Annotated in this window: 15 protein-coding genes; 6 read left to right on the top strand and 9 right to left on the bottom strand. The window is 71.0% G+C overall.

Annotated features, from left to right (window positions below; all coding sequences use genetic code 11):
* Positions 1 to 14 precede the first annotated feature (14 nt).
* The 5 genes from ACFYSH_RS29420 to ACFYSH_RS29400 form a co-directional block, all read right to left on the bottom strand.
* Entirely contained in the window at positions 15 to 1,706 is a 1,692-nt protein-coding gene (locus ACFYSH_RS29420; protein WP_359475616.1) for an NAD(P)/FAD-dependent oxidoreductase, read from the bottom strand.
* Positions 1,707 to 1,752: 46 nt separating this feature from the next.
* Positions 1,753 to 2,550, bottom strand: coding sequence for a carbon-nitrogen hydrolase family protein (locus ACFYSH_RS29415; protein WP_359475613.1), 798 nt, complete (start codon positions 2,548 to 2,550; stop codon positions 1,753 to 1,755).
* Between the two features lie 210 nt (positions 2,551 to 2,760).
* Positions 2,761 to 3,216, bottom strand: coding sequence for an Lrp/AsnC family transcriptional regulator (locus ACFYSH_RS29410; RefSeq protein WP_359475610.1), 456 nt, complete (start codon positions 3,214 to 3,216; stop codon positions 2,761 to 2,763).
* A gap of 126 nt (positions 3,217 to 3,342) precedes the next feature.
* The gene (locus tag ACFYSH_RS29405; RefSeq protein WP_359475607.1) at positions 3,343 to 4,803 is read right to left on the bottom strand and encodes an aldehyde dehydrogenase family protein; all 1,461 of its coding nucleotides are present in this window, start codon (positions 4,801 to 4,803) and stop codon (positions 3,343 to 3,345) included.
* Positions 4,804 to 5,002: 199 nt separating this feature from the next.
* On the bottom strand, positions 5,003 to 6,469 hold the full coding sequence (locus ACFYSH_RS29400) for a GuaB1 family IMP dehydrogenase-related protein (protein ID WP_359475604.1): 1,467 nt from the start codon (positions 6,467 to 6,469) through the stop codon (positions 5,003 to 5,005).
* Between the two features lie 293 nt (positions 6,470 to 6,762).
* Here ACFYSH_RS29400 and ACFYSH_RS29395 point away from each other — a divergent pair, with 293 nt between their 5' ends.
* Positions 6,763 to 7,821: a terpene cyclase gene (locus tag ACFYSH_RS29395; protein WP_359475601.1), complete on the top strand. Its 1,059-nt coding sequence runs from the start codon at positions 6,763 to 6,765 to the stop codon at positions 7,819 to 7,821.
* A 21-nt stretch (positions 7,822 to 7,842) separates the two neighbouring features.
* Here ACFYSH_RS29395 and ACFYSH_RS29390 read toward each other — a convergent pair whose 3' ends face one another.
* A complete protein-coding gene (locus ACFYSH_RS29390; protein WP_359475682.1) occupies positions 7,843 to 8,829 on the bottom strand; it encodes a sugar-binding domain-containing protein in 987 nt (328 codons plus the stop codon).
* 139 nt (positions 8,830 to 8,968) lie between these two features.
* A complete protein-coding gene (gene rpe / locus ACFYSH_RS29385; protein ID WP_359475598.1) occupies positions 8,969 to 9,652 on the bottom strand; it encodes a ribulose-phosphate 3-epimerase in 684 nt (227 codons plus the stop codon).
* 665 nt (positions 9,653 to 10,317) lie between these two features.
* Between rpe and ACFYSH_RS29380 the strand changes: the two genes are divergently transcribed.
* From ACFYSH_RS29380 to ACFYSH_RS29360, 5 genes are all read left to right on the top strand, one after another.
* Positions 10,318 to 11,202, top strand: a complete 885-nt coding sequence (locus tag ACFYSH_RS29380) for an ABC transporter permease (protein WP_388756393.1) — start codon at positions 10,318 to 10,320, stop codon at positions 11,200 to 11,202.
* A 75-nt stretch (positions 11,203 to 11,277) separates the two neighbouring features.
* Positions 11,278 to 12,333 (top strand): ABC transporter substrate-binding protein, encoded by a 1,056-nt coding sequence (locus ACFYSH_RS29375; protein ID WP_359475592.1) that lies wholly within the window; start codon positions 11,278 to 11,280, stop codon positions 12,331 to 12,333.
* On the top strand, positions 12,330 to 12,494 hold the full coding sequence (locus ACFYSH_RS29370) for a hypothetical protein (RefSeq protein ID WP_388756390.1): 165 nt from the start codon (positions 12,330 to 12,332) through the stop codon (positions 12,492 to 12,494). The genes ACFYSH_RS29375 and ACFYSH_RS29370 overlap by 4 nt, the downstream gene beginning before the upstream one ends.
* A complete protein-coding gene (locus ACFYSH_RS29365; RefSeq protein ID WP_359475589.1) occupies positions 12,476 to 13,234 on the top strand; it encodes an ABC transporter ATP-binding protein in 759 nt (252 codons plus the stop codon). Before ACFYSH_RS29370 ends, ACFYSH_RS29365 begins: the two co-directional genes overlap by 19 nt.
* Positions 13,235 to 13,296: 62 nt before the next feature.
* Complete coding sequence (locus ACFYSH_RS29360; protein ID WP_359475585.1) at positions 13,297 to 14,232, top strand: TauD/TfdA family dioxygenase; 936 nt, start codon at positions 13,297 to 13,299, stop codon at positions 14,230 to 14,232.
* A gap of 32 nt (positions 14,233 to 14,264) precedes the next feature.
* Here ACFYSH_RS29360 and ACFYSH_RS29355 read toward each other — a convergent pair whose 3' ends face one another.
* A complete protein-coding gene (locus ACFYSH_RS29355; RefSeq protein WP_388756386.1) occupies positions 14,265 to 15,698 on the bottom strand; it encodes an RsmB/NOP family class I SAM-dependent RNA methyltransferase in 1,434 nt (477 codons plus the stop codon).
* 81 nt (positions 15,699 to 15,779) lie between these two features.
* The gene (gene fmt / locus ACFYSH_RS29350; RefSeq protein WP_359475579.1) at positions 15,780 to 16,712 is read right to left on the bottom strand and encodes a methionyl-tRNA formyltransferase; all 933 of its coding nucleotides are present in this window, start codon (positions 16,710 to 16,712) and stop codon (positions 15,780 to 15,782) included.
* Positions 16,713 to 16,772 lie beyond the last annotated feature (60 nt).

Genomic DNA, 16,772 nt, shown 5'->3' with positions numbered 1-16,772 from the left:
ACGACCGGCCCGCCTCAGCCCTCCGGGAGTTCGACCGGCGCGATCTCGTCGAAGACGTCGCCCGGGCCGGGGTTCGCCGGGTCGGTGGCCCCGCCGAACTGCGCCATGACACCCCAGACGGCGTTCAGCGCGGTCTGCACCGCCCCTTCGGCCCAGCCCGCCGTCCAGGAGATGTCGTCACCCGCCAGGAAGAGGCCACGCTTGTCGGCGGGCAGCCGGTCCTGCATGAAGTGGGTGAACAGACGCCGCTGGTAGCGGTAGTGGCCGGGAAGGTTGGCCTTGAACGCGCCCATGAACCAGGGCTCGTTCTCCCAGGAGACGGTGACCGGGTTGCCGATGATGTGCTTGCGGATGTCCACGCCCGGGTAGATCTCGCCGAGCGACTTGAGCATGACGTCCATGCGCTCGTTCGGCGAGAGCGGCAGCCACTTCAGGCTGTCGTCGCACCAGGTGTAGGAGAGACAGATGACGGCCGGCTTGCCGGGCCCGTCGTCCAGGAGGTACGTCCCCCGGGTCATCCGGTCCGTGAGCGTCATGGACATCGTGTCCCGGCCGGTCAGCTCGTCCTTGTCCAACCAGAACGGCCGGTCGACCGGCACGAACAGCTTGGACGACTCCATGTAGTGGGTGCGCTCCATCGCCGTCCAGTGGTCGATCGGGAAGAGTGCGTCGTCACAGGCGATCTTGGAGAGCAGCAGCCAGGACTGACCGGTGAAGACGGCGGCCCGGTAGGTGCGGATGTCGCCGGTGGCGTCGGTGACGGTGATCCGGTTCCCGGCGGTGCGGTCGAGCCGGGTCACGGCGGTGCGCGGCTGCCCGTCGTGCAGGGAGGACAGCGAGGTGCCGGACGGCCAGTGCACCGTCTTCTGCGGTTCGCGGTCCCACAGGCGCAGCGGCAGTTGCTGGCTGCCCCCGACGATCCCCCGGTGGTGGTCGTCGGCCTCGGTGTAGACGACGCGGAGGATCTCGAGGATGGAGTTGGGGAAGTCGGTGTCCCAGCCTCCGGTGCCGAAGCCGACCTGGCCGAAGATCTCACGGTGCCGGAAGGAGGCGAAGGCGTCGGAGCCGCAGAGGAAGCCGTAGAAGGTCTGGTCGTCGAGCTTCCGGACGAGTTCCGCCCAGATCTCCCGGATGCGCGGTACGTCGCGCTCGCGCATCGCGCGGTTCATGTCCGAGAAGTCGGCGCCCTCCTCCAGGCAGGAGTTCCAGGCGTCCATCACATCGCGGTACACCTGGGGCAGGTCGTCGATGGTGCGCGCGTAGTGGGACTCGCCCTTGAGGTCGACGACGGTCGACGGGGTGGCCGCGGAAAGGGGGTTGGGGAACGGACGGGTCTCCAGACCCACCAGGTCGATGTAGTGCTGGAGCGCCGTGGAGGAGGGCGGGAAGCGCATGGCGCCCATCTCGGCGGTCAGCGACGGGTCGCAGCCGTCGAAGCCGACGGTGCGCAGCCGGCCGCCGATCCGGTCCGCCTCGTAGACGACGGGCTTCAGGCCCATCTTCATGAGTTCGTACGCGGTGATGACGCCGGAGAGCCCGCCGCCGATGACGGCGACCTCGGTGCCGTGTTCGGTGGCCGGTATCTGCCCGATGCCCGCCGGGTGGGCGAGGAAGTCGTCGTAGGCGTACGGGAAGTCCGGCCCGAACATGGTGATCGGCGGCTGCGCCTCGGTGTGCTGGACGGCGTTGGGCACCGTGGACGTCATGGGGTACGGACTCCTTGCGGGGTAAGCGTGGAACGGGGAGGGATACTCAGACCAGGGAGCGGTACAGGCCCGGGACGCGGTCCTCGAGATACGGGTTGGCCGCGCGTGAGCCGGCGAGCAGCCCGGGGTCGACCTCACCGACGAGCAGTTCGTCGCCCCGGCCGGCGCGGGCGCGGACCGTGCCGTCCGGGCCGGCCAGGCAACTCAGCCCGGTGAAGTCGAACTCACCTTCCTTGCCTGCCCTGTTGACGTACGCGATGTAGAGCTGGCTCTCGAAGGCACGGACCGGGACGACGGCTTCGGCGACGAACGGGAAGGGGTGCATCAGGGCGGTCGGGACCAGCAGCAGCTCGGTCCCGGCCAGGGCGTGCGCGCGCACGTTCTCCGGGAACTCGACGTCGTAGCAGATCAGCAGGCCGACCCGTACGCCGTCCAGCTCGGTCTGCACGACGGGTCGCTCGCCGGGGGTGAACCACTCCTTCTCGAAAGCGCCGAAGAGGTGGGTCTTGCGGTAGTTGGCGAGTGGCACCCCGTCGGGGCCGATGAGCTGAGCCGCGTTGAACACCGCCTCGTCGGCCCGTTCCGGATAGCCGTAGTGGACGGCGAGCCCGTGGCGCAGGCAGACGTCGGCGACCGCTCGCGCCGCGGGTCCGTCCGCGGGCTCGGCCAGAGCGGCGACGGCGTCGCCGATGGCGTATCCGGTGAGGAACAGCTCCGGGCAGACCAGCAGTCGTGCGCCCATGGCGGCGGCCCGCGCCGCTGCCTCGTCGAGTGCTGCGAGGTTGTCGTCCACGGAGCCTGCTCGTCCGGAGCTCTGGAGCAGGGCGGTACGCAACGGCGGCATGGCTGACCTCGGACGGGACGGGCGGAGTGGGGAGACGTATTGAAGGTACGACGCGGACAGGACGGCCGACAAGGCGCGATTGTTGCGCGTACACCGTCGATCCGTTGCGCGGTGAGGCGCCTTGGCGGCGATGTGTTGCGCTGCGCGTGTGCGCAGATCAGGCGAGTGATTTCGGTCTCGTCGCGCAGCCGCCAGGCTTGCCCGCCCGGGTCAGGCCGGCGGACCCGACGAGTACCGCCGCAGCAGCGGGGAGAGCACGAGGACCGACTTGGTCCGCTCCACGTACGGCTCGCCGGCGATCCGCTCCAGCACCTGCTCGAAGTGACGCATGTCGGCGGCGAAGACCTGCACGATCGCGTCGGCGTCGCCCGTCACCGTGGACGCGGACGCGACCTCCGGGTAGGCGGACAGACCCCGCTTGATCGCCTCGGGGGCGGTGTTGCGGCTGCAGTAGATCTCGATGAAGCCCTCGGTCTCCCAGCCGAGGGCCGCGGGGTCGACCCGCACGGTGAAGCCCGTGATGGCGCCGTCGGCGCGCAGCCGGTCCACCCGCCGTTTGACCGCGGGGGCGGAGAGGCCGATGAGGGCGCCGATGTCGGCGTAGGAGCGACGGGCGTCTTCGGCGAGGGCGTGGACGATGCGTTCGTCGAGGTCGTTCAGGCGCACTTCGGGTGGGTCACTTCTCTGCGGCGGTCGGATTCGGGGGCGGCCGGGGGACAGCCCCAGGGGCCGCCCCCGAAGTAGACCATGGAGCGCGCCGCGCCGGGCGCGCTCACCGCGGAGGACGGCCGGTCAGAAGGGGAACTGCGAGCGGCCGTGCTGGACCGAGATCCATTTCTGCGTGGTGAACGCCTCCAGCATCGACTCGCCGTTCAGCCGCCCGAGCCCCGAGTTCTTCTCCCCGCCGAAGGGGACGATGGGCTCGTCGTGGACCGTTCCGTCGTTGATGTGGATCATGCCGGTACGGATCCGCTGCCCCACCCGTACGCCGCGCTCGATGTTGCCGGTGTGCACCGCGCCGCTCAGCCCGTAAGGGGTGTCGTTGGCGATCCGTACCGCCTCGTCCTCACCGTCGAAGGGGACGAGCAGGGCCACCGGCCCGAATATCTCCTGCTTGAGGACGGGCGAATCGGCGGCGAGGCCCGTCAGTACGGACGGGCTCACCACATTGCCTTCGGCCCGGCCGTGCAGCAGCGCCGTGGCGCCCGCCTCCACGGTCTCGTCGACGAGTCTGGACACGGCGTCGGCCTGCGAGGAGCTGATCAGCGGGCCGATGTGGGTGGCGGGGTCGGCCGGGTCGCCGACGCGGAGGGAGGCGACCTTGGCGACGAACTTCTCGGTGAACTCCTGCTCCACCGAGCGGTCCACCAGGATGCGGTTGGCCGCCATGCAGACCTGGCCCTGGTGGATGTAGCGGCTGAAGACGGCCGCGTCGACGGCATAGTCCACATCGGCGTCGTCCAGGACGATCAGCGCGCTGTTGCCGCCCAGTTCGAGCACGGCGCGCTTGAGGTTGGCCGCGCACACCGTCGCGACGTGGCGGCCGATCCTGTCCGAGCCGGTGAAGGAGATGACCTGCGGCACGGGGTGCTCCAGCAGGGCGTCGCCGATCTCGGCGATGTCGGTGACCACGACGTTCAGCAGTCCGGCGGGCAGCCCCGCCTCCTCGAACACCTTGGCGATCAGCGTGCCGCCGCAGACCGGGGTGTTCTGGTGCGGCTTGAGGACCACGGCGTTGCCGAGGGCCAGCGCGGGCGCGACCGACTTGAGCGACAGCAGGAACGGGAAGTTGAAGGGGCTGATGACGCCCACGACACCGGCCGGCAGCCGGTAGACGCGGTTCTCCTTGCCCTCGGTCGGCGAGGGCAGTATCTGCCCGGTGGACCGCAGGGTGAGCTGGACCGCCTCGCGCAGGAACTCCTTGGCCAGGTGCAGCTCGAAACCGGCCTTCAGCCGGGTGCCACCGAGCTCCGCGACGATCGCCTCACTGATCTCGGCCTCGCGCTCCTCGACGACGCGCAGCGCCTTCTCCAGTACCGTCCGCCGGGCGTACGGGTTCGTGTCCGCCCATTCCGGCTGGGCACGCTCGGCGGCCCGGTAGGCCTGGTCGACCTCGTCGGCCGTCGCGACGGTGATCGAGGCGAGCTTCTCCCCGCTGTACGGGTTGAAGTCGATGATGTCCCAGGACCCCTTCCCCGGCCTCCACTCGCCGTCGACGTACTGCTGGGCCAGGTCGGTGAAGAAGGAGGTCATGAAATCCCTTACCGCAGAGAGGCGGGCAGCTGATGGGGACTCATATTACTTATCCTTCAACCATGTTGAAGGGAAGACGGGAGTGCTCACCGGTGAAGACGGTGGGCCGGTTCGGGTGCCCGTACGAAAGGTGCCCCCTCCCGCGCGAACAGCGGGAAGGGGCACCCGTGGAGCGGAGCCGCACGGCGGCCCCGCCGCATCAACTCCAGCTGGCATGGAGCGGCTTGCCCTCCGCGTAGCCGGCGGCGCTCTGCACACCCACGATCGCCTTCTCGGCGAACTCCTCGATCGAGGACGCTCCCGCGTAGGTGCAGGAGGAACGCACACCGGCGATGATCGAGTCGATCAGGTCCTCCACACCGGGGCGGGTGGGATCCAGGAACATCCGCGAGGTGGAGATGCCCTCCTCGAACAGCCCCTTGCGGGCCCGGTCGTAGGCGGACTCCTCCGACGTGCGGTTCTTGACCGCTCGCGCCGATGCCATGCCGAACGACTCCTTGTAGTACCGCCCGTCGGCGGATTGCTGGAGGTCGCCGGGCGACTCGTACGTACCGGCGAACCAGGAGCCGATCATGACGTTCGACGCGCCGGCGGCGAGCGCCATCGCCACGTCGCGCGGGTGCCGGACACCCCCGTCGGCCCAGACGTGCTTGCCGTGCTTCTTCGCCTCGGCGGCGCACTCCAGCACGGCGGAGAACTGCGGCCTGCCGACACCGGTCATCATCCGGGTGGTGCACATCGCGCCGGGGCCCACACCGACCTTGATGATGTCGGCACCGGCCTCGACGAGGTCACGCACGCCCTCGGCCGCGACGACGTTGCCGGCGACGATCGGGACACCCGGGTCGAGGGCCCGGACGGCGGCGACCGCGCTGATCATGGATTCCTGGTGACCGTGCGCGGTGTCCACGACGAGGGTGTCGACACCGGCGTCGAGGAGCTGCTTGGCCTTGCCCGCCACGTCACCGTTGATGCCGACGGCCGCCGCGATCCGCAGCCTGCCGCCCGCGTCCGTCGCCGGGGTGTAGAGCGTCGCGCGCAGCGCGGCCTTGCGGGTGAGGATGCCGACGAGACGGCCGTCCGCGTCGACCGCCGGGGCGAGCTTGCGGTTGGCGCCGTCGAGCTTGTTGAAGGCCTCGCGCGGATCGATGCCCGCGTCGAGGACGACCAGGTCCTTGGACATGACCTCGGACAGCTGGGTGAAGCGGTCCACGCCGGTCAGGTCGTGCTCGGTGACGATCCCCACCGGCCGGTGCTCGGCGTCGACGACGACTCCGGCTCCGTGCGCCCGCTTGTGCAGCAGGGACAGTGCGTCGGCGACGGTCTGGCCGGGGGCCAGCACGATCGGTGTGTCGAGCACGAGGTGCCGCGTCTTGACCCAGCCGATCACCTCGGTGACGACCTCGATCGGGATGTCCTGGGGAATCACGACCAGACCGCCGCGACGGGCGATGGTTTCGGCCATCCGGCGGCCCGCGATGGCGGTCATGTTCGCGACGACGAGCGGAATCGTGGTGCCGCTGCCGTCCGGCGAGGACAGATCCACAGCCTGCCGGGATCCGACCGCGGAACGGCCGGGGACCATGAAGACATCGTCGTAGGTGAGGTCGTAGGGGACCGAAGGAGTGGCCGTGTAACGACCGGTACCGGGCTCAAGAAAACGCATAACACCCATTTATTCATACGAAACGGTGCAGGTCGTTTCCACGAAGACACAGCAATGGACTCCCGCGTTCGTCAGTTTCTCCAACGAAGCCGTACGGGAGCCAGGCAAGTGGAAGCCCGCCTTACCCATGGACCTTACTCGAACGGGATTCGCTTCTTCGCGATCACAATCGCTGGACCGGGTGACGGACCCTCAGGTAGCTTCAAAATCGCAGGTCCTTGCGGTAGTGCGACGCCGTCCACGAGCCCGGAACACCTGTCACGCGTTCGACCGGAGAGGATGGGGATCCGCCTGTGGAGAGCGAACTGCCCGACATCTACTGCCCGTTCCCCCGGCGGAGCAATCCGCACGTGGGGCACACCCGCGAACATCTCGACGCCTGGACGTGGCGCACCGGCCTGATCCATCGAAAATCGGCCAGGCAGCGCTTCGAGCAGGCGGACTTCGCCGCCTTCGTGGCCATGGTCCACCCGACCGCGGACAGCGAGCACCTGGACCTGGTCGCCGACTGGTTCGTCTGGCTCTTCCTCGTCGACGACCAACTGGACGACGGACACCTGGGCCGCAGCCCCGACCGCGTACGGGACGTGGTCGAGCGGATGCGCACGGTGGTCGAGGGCACGGCCCCGGGCCCCCTGCCCGGCGAGGACGCCCCTGCCGCGCTCGTGGCCCTGACGGACCTGTGGGAACGTACGGTCCCGCGGGCCTCCCCGCACTGGCGGACCCGCTTCACCTGGCACCTCATGACGTACCTGACGACGACCACCACCTGGGAGGCGGGAAACCGCGCCGACGGGACCGTGCCGTCCGAGGCGACGTACATCGCCAAGCGCCGGCACACCGGAGCGATCCATGTGTGCATGGATCTGATCGAGATCGTGGCGGGTATGAGCGCGCCGGAATCGATACACAACGACGCCCGGTTCATCACGGCGCTGGAGGCCTCCTGCAACGTCGTCTGCTGGGCGAACGACGTCTACTCCTACGAGAAGGAGCAGGTTCTGGGCGAGATCCACAATCTCGTCCATCTGGTCCGTCACCACCGCGGCTACGGGAAGCGCCAGGCGCTCGAGCATGTGTGTGCCGAGATCGCCACCGAGACGAAGCGGTTCCTCACCGCCGAGGCCGAGCTGCTGGACCGGCACCCCGAACTGGCGGGCCTGCTCGTGCCCTATCTCGACGGGATGCGCAGCTGGATGCGCGGCAATCTCGACTGGTCCCGGCAGACCCCGCGCTACAACCCGGCGGATGTCAGCCAGTACGCGGAGCCCGGGGCCTATCTGGAGGAGTCCGTCCTCGGCATGGGCGCTGACCACGCGGGGCTGGGTGCCGGCGGCGGCCATCAGGTGTGACCGGGACCAGTCATGAGGGGGTCACTCGTCCGGGTCGGCGCGCTCCAGTGCGGGCCGCGGCCCGGCGGCGGACTCCGTCAGGAGGAAGTCGGCCGCAGCCGTGTCCGTGACGAGGCTGGTGACCAGCCCTGAGCGCAGCACCGCGCCGATGGCCGCCGCCTTGCGCTGTCCTCCGGCGATGGCCACCACCTCGGGGATCCGGCGCAGCCGGTCCGCCTCCACCGTGATGCACCGTTCACCGAGATCCCGGCCGACCCGGCGACCGTTCGCGTCGAAGAGGTGCGCGGACATCTCCGCCGCGACACCGAGCGACGCGTAATGGCCCCGCTCCTCGTCCGAGAGCATGTCGTGGACGGTGGAGATACCGGGCTCCCAGGAACCGATGGAGACCGCGGCGACCGTGACCTTGTCGAAGTATTCGAACGCGCGGGCGATGCCCGTCTGGTGCCGCAGCGCGGCCGCCGTCGCCGGATCCGGAAGCAGCATCGGGGCATAGATCGGATGCGCCTCACCGCCGGACACCTGTGCGGCCCGGCGCACCGCCTCCACCGAGCCGCGCTCCGCCGTCCCCGCGTCATAGACGCCGGTCAGCTGCACGACCGTGCACGGGGGCAGCCGGTCGAGAGCCGCCGCCATGTGGATGGTGGAGCGGCCCCAGGCCAGCCCCAGCACGTCACCCTCGTTCACCAGCTCGCCGAGCAGATCGGCCGCCACCTCACCCAGGTTCTCCGGATCGGCGGCGTCGTCCTGCTCCTCCGCCGGTGATTCGACCACGACAGCGTGCCGCAGGCCGTAGCGAGCCCGGAGCGCGTCGGAGCGCTCCGCGTCCAGCTCCGCCGGTACCCGGATCTCGATCCGTACGAGATCACGCTCGAGGGCCGTCTCCAGGACCCGGGCCACCTTGAAGCGGCTGACGCCGAACTCCTCGGCGATCTGGATCTTCGACTTTCCCTCGAGGTAGAACCGGCGGGCCATGGCCGCCGCCTGCACCAGCTCCGCGGGGCCCATCCGCATGGCTGACCGACCCGCCGAGATGCCAGACACCGCGATCTCCTCACTGCTGTTCACACGCTCGATACGCCGTTCATCCTGTCAGATCCGGCGATCCCTGATCAGGCCCGTCGGGCCCCGTTCATCTGAGGTTGGTTCAGTGGCCGCATGCCCAGGGTGCGGAAGCCGTGACCGTGTCCGCCTGGGCACGCAGTGCCCGTACCGCCCCGGCCGGGTCGTCGGCACCGTAGACCGCCGAGCCCGCGACGAACACGTCCGCGCCGGCCTCCGCGCACCGCTCGATGGTGGTGGCCGAGACCCCGCCGTCGACCTGCAGCCACAGCTCGAGGCCGTGCTTGGAGATCAGCTCACGGGTGCGGCGGATCTTCGGCAGCATGATGTCCAGGAACGCCTGGCCGCCGAACCCCGGCTCCACGGTCATGATCAGCAGCATGTCGAGCTCCGGGAGCAGGTCCTCGTACGGCTCGATGGGCGTAGCGGGCTTGAGCGCCATGGAGGCGCGCGCGCCCTTCGCCCTGATCTCCCGGGCCAGCCGTACGGGCGCGGCCGCGGCCTCCGCGTGGAAGGTGACCGAGCCCGCACCGGCCTCGACGTACTGCGGGGCCCAGCGGTCCGCGTCCTCGATCATCAGGTGGCAGTCCAGCGGGGTGTCCGTGGCCTTGCTCAGCGCCTCCACGATGGGCACGCCGAGTGTCAGGTTGGGCACGAAGTGGTTGTCCATGACATCGACATGGAGCCAGTCGGCGCCTTCCACGGCCTTCGCCTCCTCGGCGAGACGTGCGAAGTCGGCGGACAGGATGCTGGGGTTGATCTGGGCCATGTACCCAAGCCTGCCATGCTCGGCGCCACTTCCTCGCCCCGGTGCGCTCCAAAGCCTCACGGGATCATTACGGTTCGCACGGTCCCCGGTCCTTTCTCCCCCTCGGATCCGCTGTCCGGGCCCGGGCCGCCCACGGGATCTGCCGGAAGGGGCAGTCCCCTCCGCCGGTCCCACCGCCCCTGGTCCACCCCGCCCCGGGGAGCGGGCTCGAGGGCCGGCGGGCGAGATCCGGAGCCGGTGACCCGCTGCGGTCCGTACCAGGGCGCGGACAGCCCCTGGTGCCGGCCATGAGGCTGTGTTAGAAACTCCCCGTGACCAGCGACCAGTTCCTGAAGGAGCGCCTCAGCATCGATCTCTGCCGTGTGACCAGCTGCTCCTGTTGAGCCTGGCCCGGCAGCGCTGAGCGCTACCTGAACTGTGCGGCGTCGTCCGCCCGCCTTCCGGCCACCCCTCGGGTGAGCCGGCGGTCCCCTCCAGAGCCCTGCCCGTGAGCCCGGACCGGACGGTCACCGTCCGCGTACCCCGAATCGGTCATTCACGTTCTGCGGGGGCCTTCCTCCCCACGTTGCCCGCGGGCGCTGCCGTCCGCGCTCCGCAACCCCCTGCCCGGCCTGTCCGCCCTCCCGGCGGCCCTGTGCCCGTGGCACCTCTCGACGGAGTCCGCCATGACCACACCCACCACCACGGAGAAGCAGCCGTCCCAACCGGCGCTCTCCGGTGACCCCGCTCCCCCGCCCACTCCACGCCGCCGCTCGCCGGAGCGGGCCGCGCGGCTGCGCAGGGTGGGGCTGCGGCTGCTCGCACTGATCGTGCTGCTCGCGCTCTGGCAGCTCGTCACCGCCCTGCGGCTGTGGTCGCCATTGCTGGTACCGCCGCCCTCGGCCGTCTGGGACGCGCTCGTCGAGACGTCCGGCACCCACGACGGGGTGCGCGGCTATCAGGGCCACACCCTGATCGAGCATCTGGGCATCAGCCTGCGCCGGATCGCCATCGGCGCGGGCGCCGGTGTCCTGGCCGGACTGGTGGCCGGGGTGCTGATGGGCACGCTGCCGTGGGTGCGGGTGGTGTTCGAACCGGCGGTGGCCTTCCTCCGTACCCTGCCGCCGCTCGCCTACTTCAGCCTGCTGATCATCTGGTTCGGCATCGACGAGGCGCCCAAGCTGTGGCTGCTGGCGATCGCCGCCATGCCGCCCGTGGCCGTGGCCACCGCGTCCGCCGTCGCCTCCGCGCCCGCCTCGCTGGTCGAGGCCGCGCGGGCCATCGGGGCACGCCGCTCGCAGGTGGTGACCTCCGTCGTCCTGCCGTCGGCGCTGCCGGAGATCCTGGTCGGCGTACGGCTGGCGTTCGGGATCGCCTACTCCTCGGTGGTCGCCGCCGAGACCGTCAACGGACTGCCCGGCATCGGCGGCATGATCCGCGACGCCCAGCGCTACAACCAGTCCGACGTGGTCGTCCTCGGACTCTTCGCGATCGGCGTCTCCGGCCTGTTGATCGATGCCCTGCTGCGGGGCGCCGAGAACCGGCTCGCGCCCTGGCGCCGGCTTTCGTGACCGCCCTGCCCCGTACCACCGCTCCGGCTCCCTCCCCGTGCCGATCCCCACGAACAACGAACGAAGGACTACGCCATGCCCGGAACACGCGGTCCGCACCGCACCTCCATGCTCGTCGCGGCTCTGGGAGCACTCGTCGTGGTCACCGCCTGCGGTACCGGCGGTGGCGGAGGCGGTGACGACCAGGGCGACGGCAGAACGATCCGGATCGGCTACCAGGCCTTCCCCAGCGGCGACCTGATCGTGAAGGAGAAGGGCCTGCTGGAGAAGGCCCTGCCGGACCACACGATCAAGTGGATCAAATTCGACTCGGGCGCGACCATCAACACCGCCTTCGTGGCCGGATCGGTCGATCTGGCCGCGATCGGCTCCAGTCCGGTGGCGCGCGGTCTCTCCGAGCCGCTGAACATCCCTTACCAGGTCACCTGGGTGCTCGATGTCGCGGGTGACAACGAGGCGTTGGTGGCCCGTGACGGCTCCGGCATCAAGGACGTCAAGGATCTCGCGGGCCGCAAGGTCGCCACACCGTTCAGCTCCACCTCGCACTACAGCCTGCTCGCCGCGCTCGACAAGTCGGGCGTGGAAGCGTCGAAGGTCGATCTGCTCGACCTCGAACCGCAGGACATCGTCGCGGCCTGGTCGCGCGGGGACATCGACGCGGCGTACGTCTGGCTGCCCACACTCGACGAACTCGGCAAGACCGGCAAGACCCTGGTGTCCAGCCGGGAACTGGCCGCGGCCGGCAAGCCCACGCTCGACCTGGGGGTGGCGTCCACCGCTTTCATCAAGAAGCAGCCCGAGGTCGTCACCGCCTGGCGCAAGGCCCAGGCACAGGCGCTGGACCTGATCCATGACGACCCGTCGGCCGCCGCCGAGGCCGTCGGCAAGCAGCTCGGGGTCAGCCCCCAGGACGCCGCCGCCCAGCTGAAGCAGGGCATCTTCCTCAAGCCGGCCGACCAGGCCGACGACAAGTGGCTGGGCCGCCCGGGCCAGGTCGGCGGCCTGGCGGAGAACCTGCGGAGCGCGGCAGAGTTTCTGGCCGGGCAGAAGCAGATCCCGGCCGCACCGGAACTCTCGGAGCTGGAGAAGGCCGTGTACGTGGAAGGGCTCAGCGATGCAGTCTCCCGATGACCTCCGAGCCGATGACCTCCGAGCCGATGGCCCTCGAGCCGATGACCATCGAGCCGATGACCGTCGAACCGATGAGCGGGGCAGTACCCGAGAAGTCGCTCCGGAAGAGCCCCGGGCCGGTACGGCAACCGTCCCGTCCGCCGTGGCCGTACGTGAGGTGACCCACCGCTACGGCCGGGGCGCGGACGCCGTGACGGCCCTCGGACCGCTGTCGCTCGACATCCCGGCCGGTGAGTTCCTGGTGCTCGTGGGCCCGTCCGGGAGCGGGAAGAGCACGCTGCTGCGGCTGATCGCCGGCTTCGAGGAGGCCTCGTCCGGCCACGTCACGGTGCACGGCCGGAAGCCGGAGCCGGGACGCCAGGCGGGAGTCGTCTTCCAGCAGCCGCGGCTGTTCCCCTGGCACACGGTCGGCGAGAACGTCTCCCTGGCGCTCCGCTACGCCGGAGTCCCCCGGTCCGAGCGCCCCGCGCGCGTCGAGGAGCTGCTGGACCGGGTCGGGCTGGCCGGCACCGCACGACGCAGGACCTGGCAGATATCGGGCGGCCAGCAGCAGCGGGTGGCCATCGCCCGGGCCCTGGCCGGCGGCAGGGACCTGCTGCTGCTCGACGAGCCGTTCGCCGCCCTGGACGCGCTCACCCGTGAACGGCTCCAGGAAGACCTGCGGACGGTGAGCGCCCGGACGGGGATCACCTCGGTCTTCGTCACGCACAGCGTGGACGAGGCCGTCTTCCTCGGTACCCGCGCGGTCGTCCTGAGCGCCGGTCCGGGCACCGTCGCACTCGACGTCCCCATCCCCCTGCCCCGCACCGGGAGCGACGACCCGGACGGGCTGCGGGGGCTGCCCGAGTACGCCGCGCTGCGCGCCGAGATCGGCGCGGCGGTACGCGAAGCGGCCCGCTGAGCCGAAGGGACCGCCCGTCCCGGGCGGGCGGCCCCGCAACCCCTACGCAGACAGGAGTCCCCATGTCCCTCACCGCGTCCATCGGTTCCGCCCCCGCGCTGCGCGCCTCCCGGCTGCCTCCGGACGGGCTGTACGAAGGCCCCCGCGAGCTGCGCAGGCTGGCGCCGGGACAGCCCGACCGGCCCTACACGCTGTTCGACGTCGTGCCGCTCGGCCCGGTGATCGGGGCCGAGGTCAGGGGCGTCGACCTGACCCGTCCGCTCGCGCCCGCGGTGCGCGAGGAGCTCGACAGGGCGCTGCTGGAGTGGAAGGTGCTCTTCTTCCGCGGGCAGCACCCCAGCTCGGCCGAGCAGCGGGCCTTCGCCCGCAACTGGGGCGAGCTGGAGACAAACCCGCTGCTGGCCACCGGGGACGACCCGGAGGTGGCGCGCTTCGACCGCGCGTCCGCGCCGAGCTTCGAGAACGTCTGGCACACCGATGTGACGTTCCGCGAGCGGCCGGCGCTCGGCGCCGTCCTCCACCTGCGTGAGGTGCCGCCGTACGGCGGCGACACGATGTGGGCGGACATGGCTGCCGCGTACGACAATCTCCCGCCGGAGGTGAAGAGGCGTCTGGAGGGGGCGCGTGCGGTGCACGACTTCGTGCCGGGTTTCGCGCGGTTCACCCCCGAGGAGCGGCTGGTCCCCTTCCAGGACCGCTTCCCGCCGGTGGAGCACCCGGTGGTGCGGACGCATCCCGGCACCGGACGCCGGATGCTCTTCGTCAACACCTCGTTCACCACCCGGATCGTCGGGTGGGGCCGGGAGGAGAGTGACCGGATGCTGCGCCTGCTGTTCCAGCAGGCCCACGTGCCCGAGTACCAGGTGCGCTTCACCTGGCGCGCGGGGGACGTCGCGTTCTGGGACAACCGGGCGACCCAGCACTACGCGGTGAACGACTACGCCCCGCACCGCAGGGTGGCCGAGCGGGTCGCTGTCGCGGGTGACCGTCCGCGCTGACCGGACGGCCCGCGCGGGGCTGCGCCGCCCGGTCAGCCCGTGCGGCGCAGCAGGGCCAGGTACATCGCGTCCGTGCCGTGCAGATGCGGCCACAGCTGCACGTCGGGCCCGTCGCCCAGTGCGGGCACTCCGGGCAGCAGGGGGCGGGCGTCGACCCACTCCGCCTCGACGGGCGCTCCGCCACGTCCCTTGAGTACGTCCTCGACGACGACCCTGGTCTCCGCGAGGTGCGGCGAGCAGGTCGCGTAACCGACGACCCCACCGATCCGTACAGCGTTCAACGCCTCGCGCAACAGGCCTCGTTGCAGGGGTGCGAAGCCCTCCAGGTCCTCCGCGCGGCGCCGCCAGCGGGATTCCGGGCGCCGGCGCAGCGCCCCGAGGCCCGAACACGGTACGTCCATCAGGACCCGGTCGAAGGAGCCGGGCTGCCACGGCGGCCGGGTCCCGTCGGCGGTGATGACCTGGTACGGCCCGGGATTGCCGGCCAGCGCCCGCTCCACGAGCCGGGCCCGGTGCGGCTGCTTCTCCGCCGCGAGCAGGGTGGCTCCACGTCCGGCGGCGAGCGCGGCCAGCAGCGCGGCCTTGCCGCCCGGACCCGCGCAGCCGTCCAGCCACCGGGTGTCACCGCCCTCGACCGGAGCGTTGGCCAGGGCGGCGGCGACGAGCTGGCTGCCCTCGTCCTGCACACCGGCGCTGCCGTCCCGCACGGCGGCCAGGGCGCCGGGCTCGCCTCCCTCGGCCATCCGTACGGCATACGGCGACCAGCGGCCGGGAAGGCCGCTCTCCTCGCCGAGGGCGTCCAGCAGCTCGTCGGTGGTCGAGCGGCCCGGACGGGCGACCAGCGTCACCTCGGGCCGCTCGTTGTCCGCCTCCAGCAGGTCCTCGATGCCGGCCCGGCCGCCACCCAGGGCGTCCCAGAGGGCGGAGACGACCCATCGGGGGTGCGAATGGACGACGGAGAGGTGCTCCTCGGCGTCCTCGTCGTACGGGGGCGCTACGCGCTCCAGCCAGCCGTCGAGGTCGTGCGCGGTGACCTTGCGCAGCACCGCGTTGACGAATTTGGCGCGGCCCTCGCCCAGTACCACCCGCGCCAGCTCCACACTGGCGGAGACGGCGGCGTGGGTGGGGATGCGGGTGCCGAGCAGCTGGTGGACGCCCATGTTGAGCACATCGAGCACCGGAGGGTCGACCTCGCGCAGCGGCCGGTCGATGCAGGCGGCGACGATGGCGTCGTAGGTGCCCTGCCGCCGCAGGGTCCCGTAGACCAGCTCGGTCGCCAGCGCCGCGTCCCTGCCCTCGAAGTCGCCCTTGGCCCGTGCCTTCTTGAGCAGCGGGGGAAGGACGAGGTTGGCGTAGGCGTCGCGCTCGTCGACGGCCCTGAGCGCCTCGAAGGCGAGGAAGCGGACCGGGTCCTTCTGCGGACGGCGATGCGGCTTGGCGGGACGGCGACGCTGCTGGTCGTTCACGTGAAAGGTGCTCCGCTGATGGTGAGGGGGCTAACCCGTCCAGCGTACGTCGCCGGAACCGGGCGCCCCCTCTCCCTGGCCTCAGGCCCCCAGCAGCTCCCCGTGGGTGATGCGCACGCCTCGTGCCCAGTCGGCGGCCCTCATGGGCTTCTTGCCCTGCGGCTGGACCCAGAGGAGCTCCACGGCGTGCGAGCCGGTGCCCACGTACACGTTGTTCTTGCCCGCCGACAGCTCGCCCGGGGCCAGATCCGTACGGTCCACGACGGGTGCGGCCTGGACCAGCTTGAGGCGCTCGCCGCGGAAGAGGGTCCAGGCCCCCGGCGCGGGGGTGCAGCCACGCACCACACGGTCGACCCGGAGCGCGGGCTCGGCCCAGCGCACCTCGGCGTCCTCGACGCTGATCTTGGGTGCGAGGGTGACTCCCTCGGCGGGCTGCGGGACGGCGTGCAGGGTGCCGTCCTCGATGCCGTCCATGGTCGCCGCGAGCAGCCCGGCGCCCGCGAAGGCGAGCCGGGTGAGCAGATCACCGCTGGTGTCGGTGGGCCGGACCTCCTCGGTCAGGACGCCGTATACCGGTCCGGAGTCCAGCCCCTCCTCGATCAGGAACGTCGACGCGCCGGTCACCTCGTCGCCGGCCATCACCGCGTGCTGCACGGGTGCGGCGCCGCGCCAGGCGGGGAGGAGCGAGAAATGCAGGTTGACCCAGCCGCGGGCGGGGACCGCGAGTGCGGCCTTGGGCAGCAGCGCGCCGTACGCGACGACGGGGCAGCAGTCCGGGGCGATCTCACGGAGCCGGGCCAGGAAGTCCTCGTCGCGCGGCCTGGCGGGCTTGAGCACCTCGATGCCCGCCTCCTCGGCGCGCTCGGCCACGGGACTGGCGACCAGCCGTCGTCCCCGCCCGGCGGGGGCGTCGGGGCGGGTCACCACGGCGGCCACCTCGTGGCGGCCGGAGGCGATCAGTGCGTCCAGGGCGGGAACGGCTACCTCGGGGGTGCCTGCGAAGACGAGCTTCATGGGTGGCGGACTGCCTCTCGGGCGGAACGTACGTGGCGAGCAGCACACCAGTCTAGGCGG

Origin of the sequence: Streptomyces sp. NPDC005791 (assembly GCF_042871485.1) — a bacterium.
GTDB lineage: Bacteria > Actinomycetota > Actinomycetes > Streptomycetales > Streptomycetaceae > Streptomyces.
This window is presented reverse-complemented; position numbering and strand designations above follow the sequence as displayed.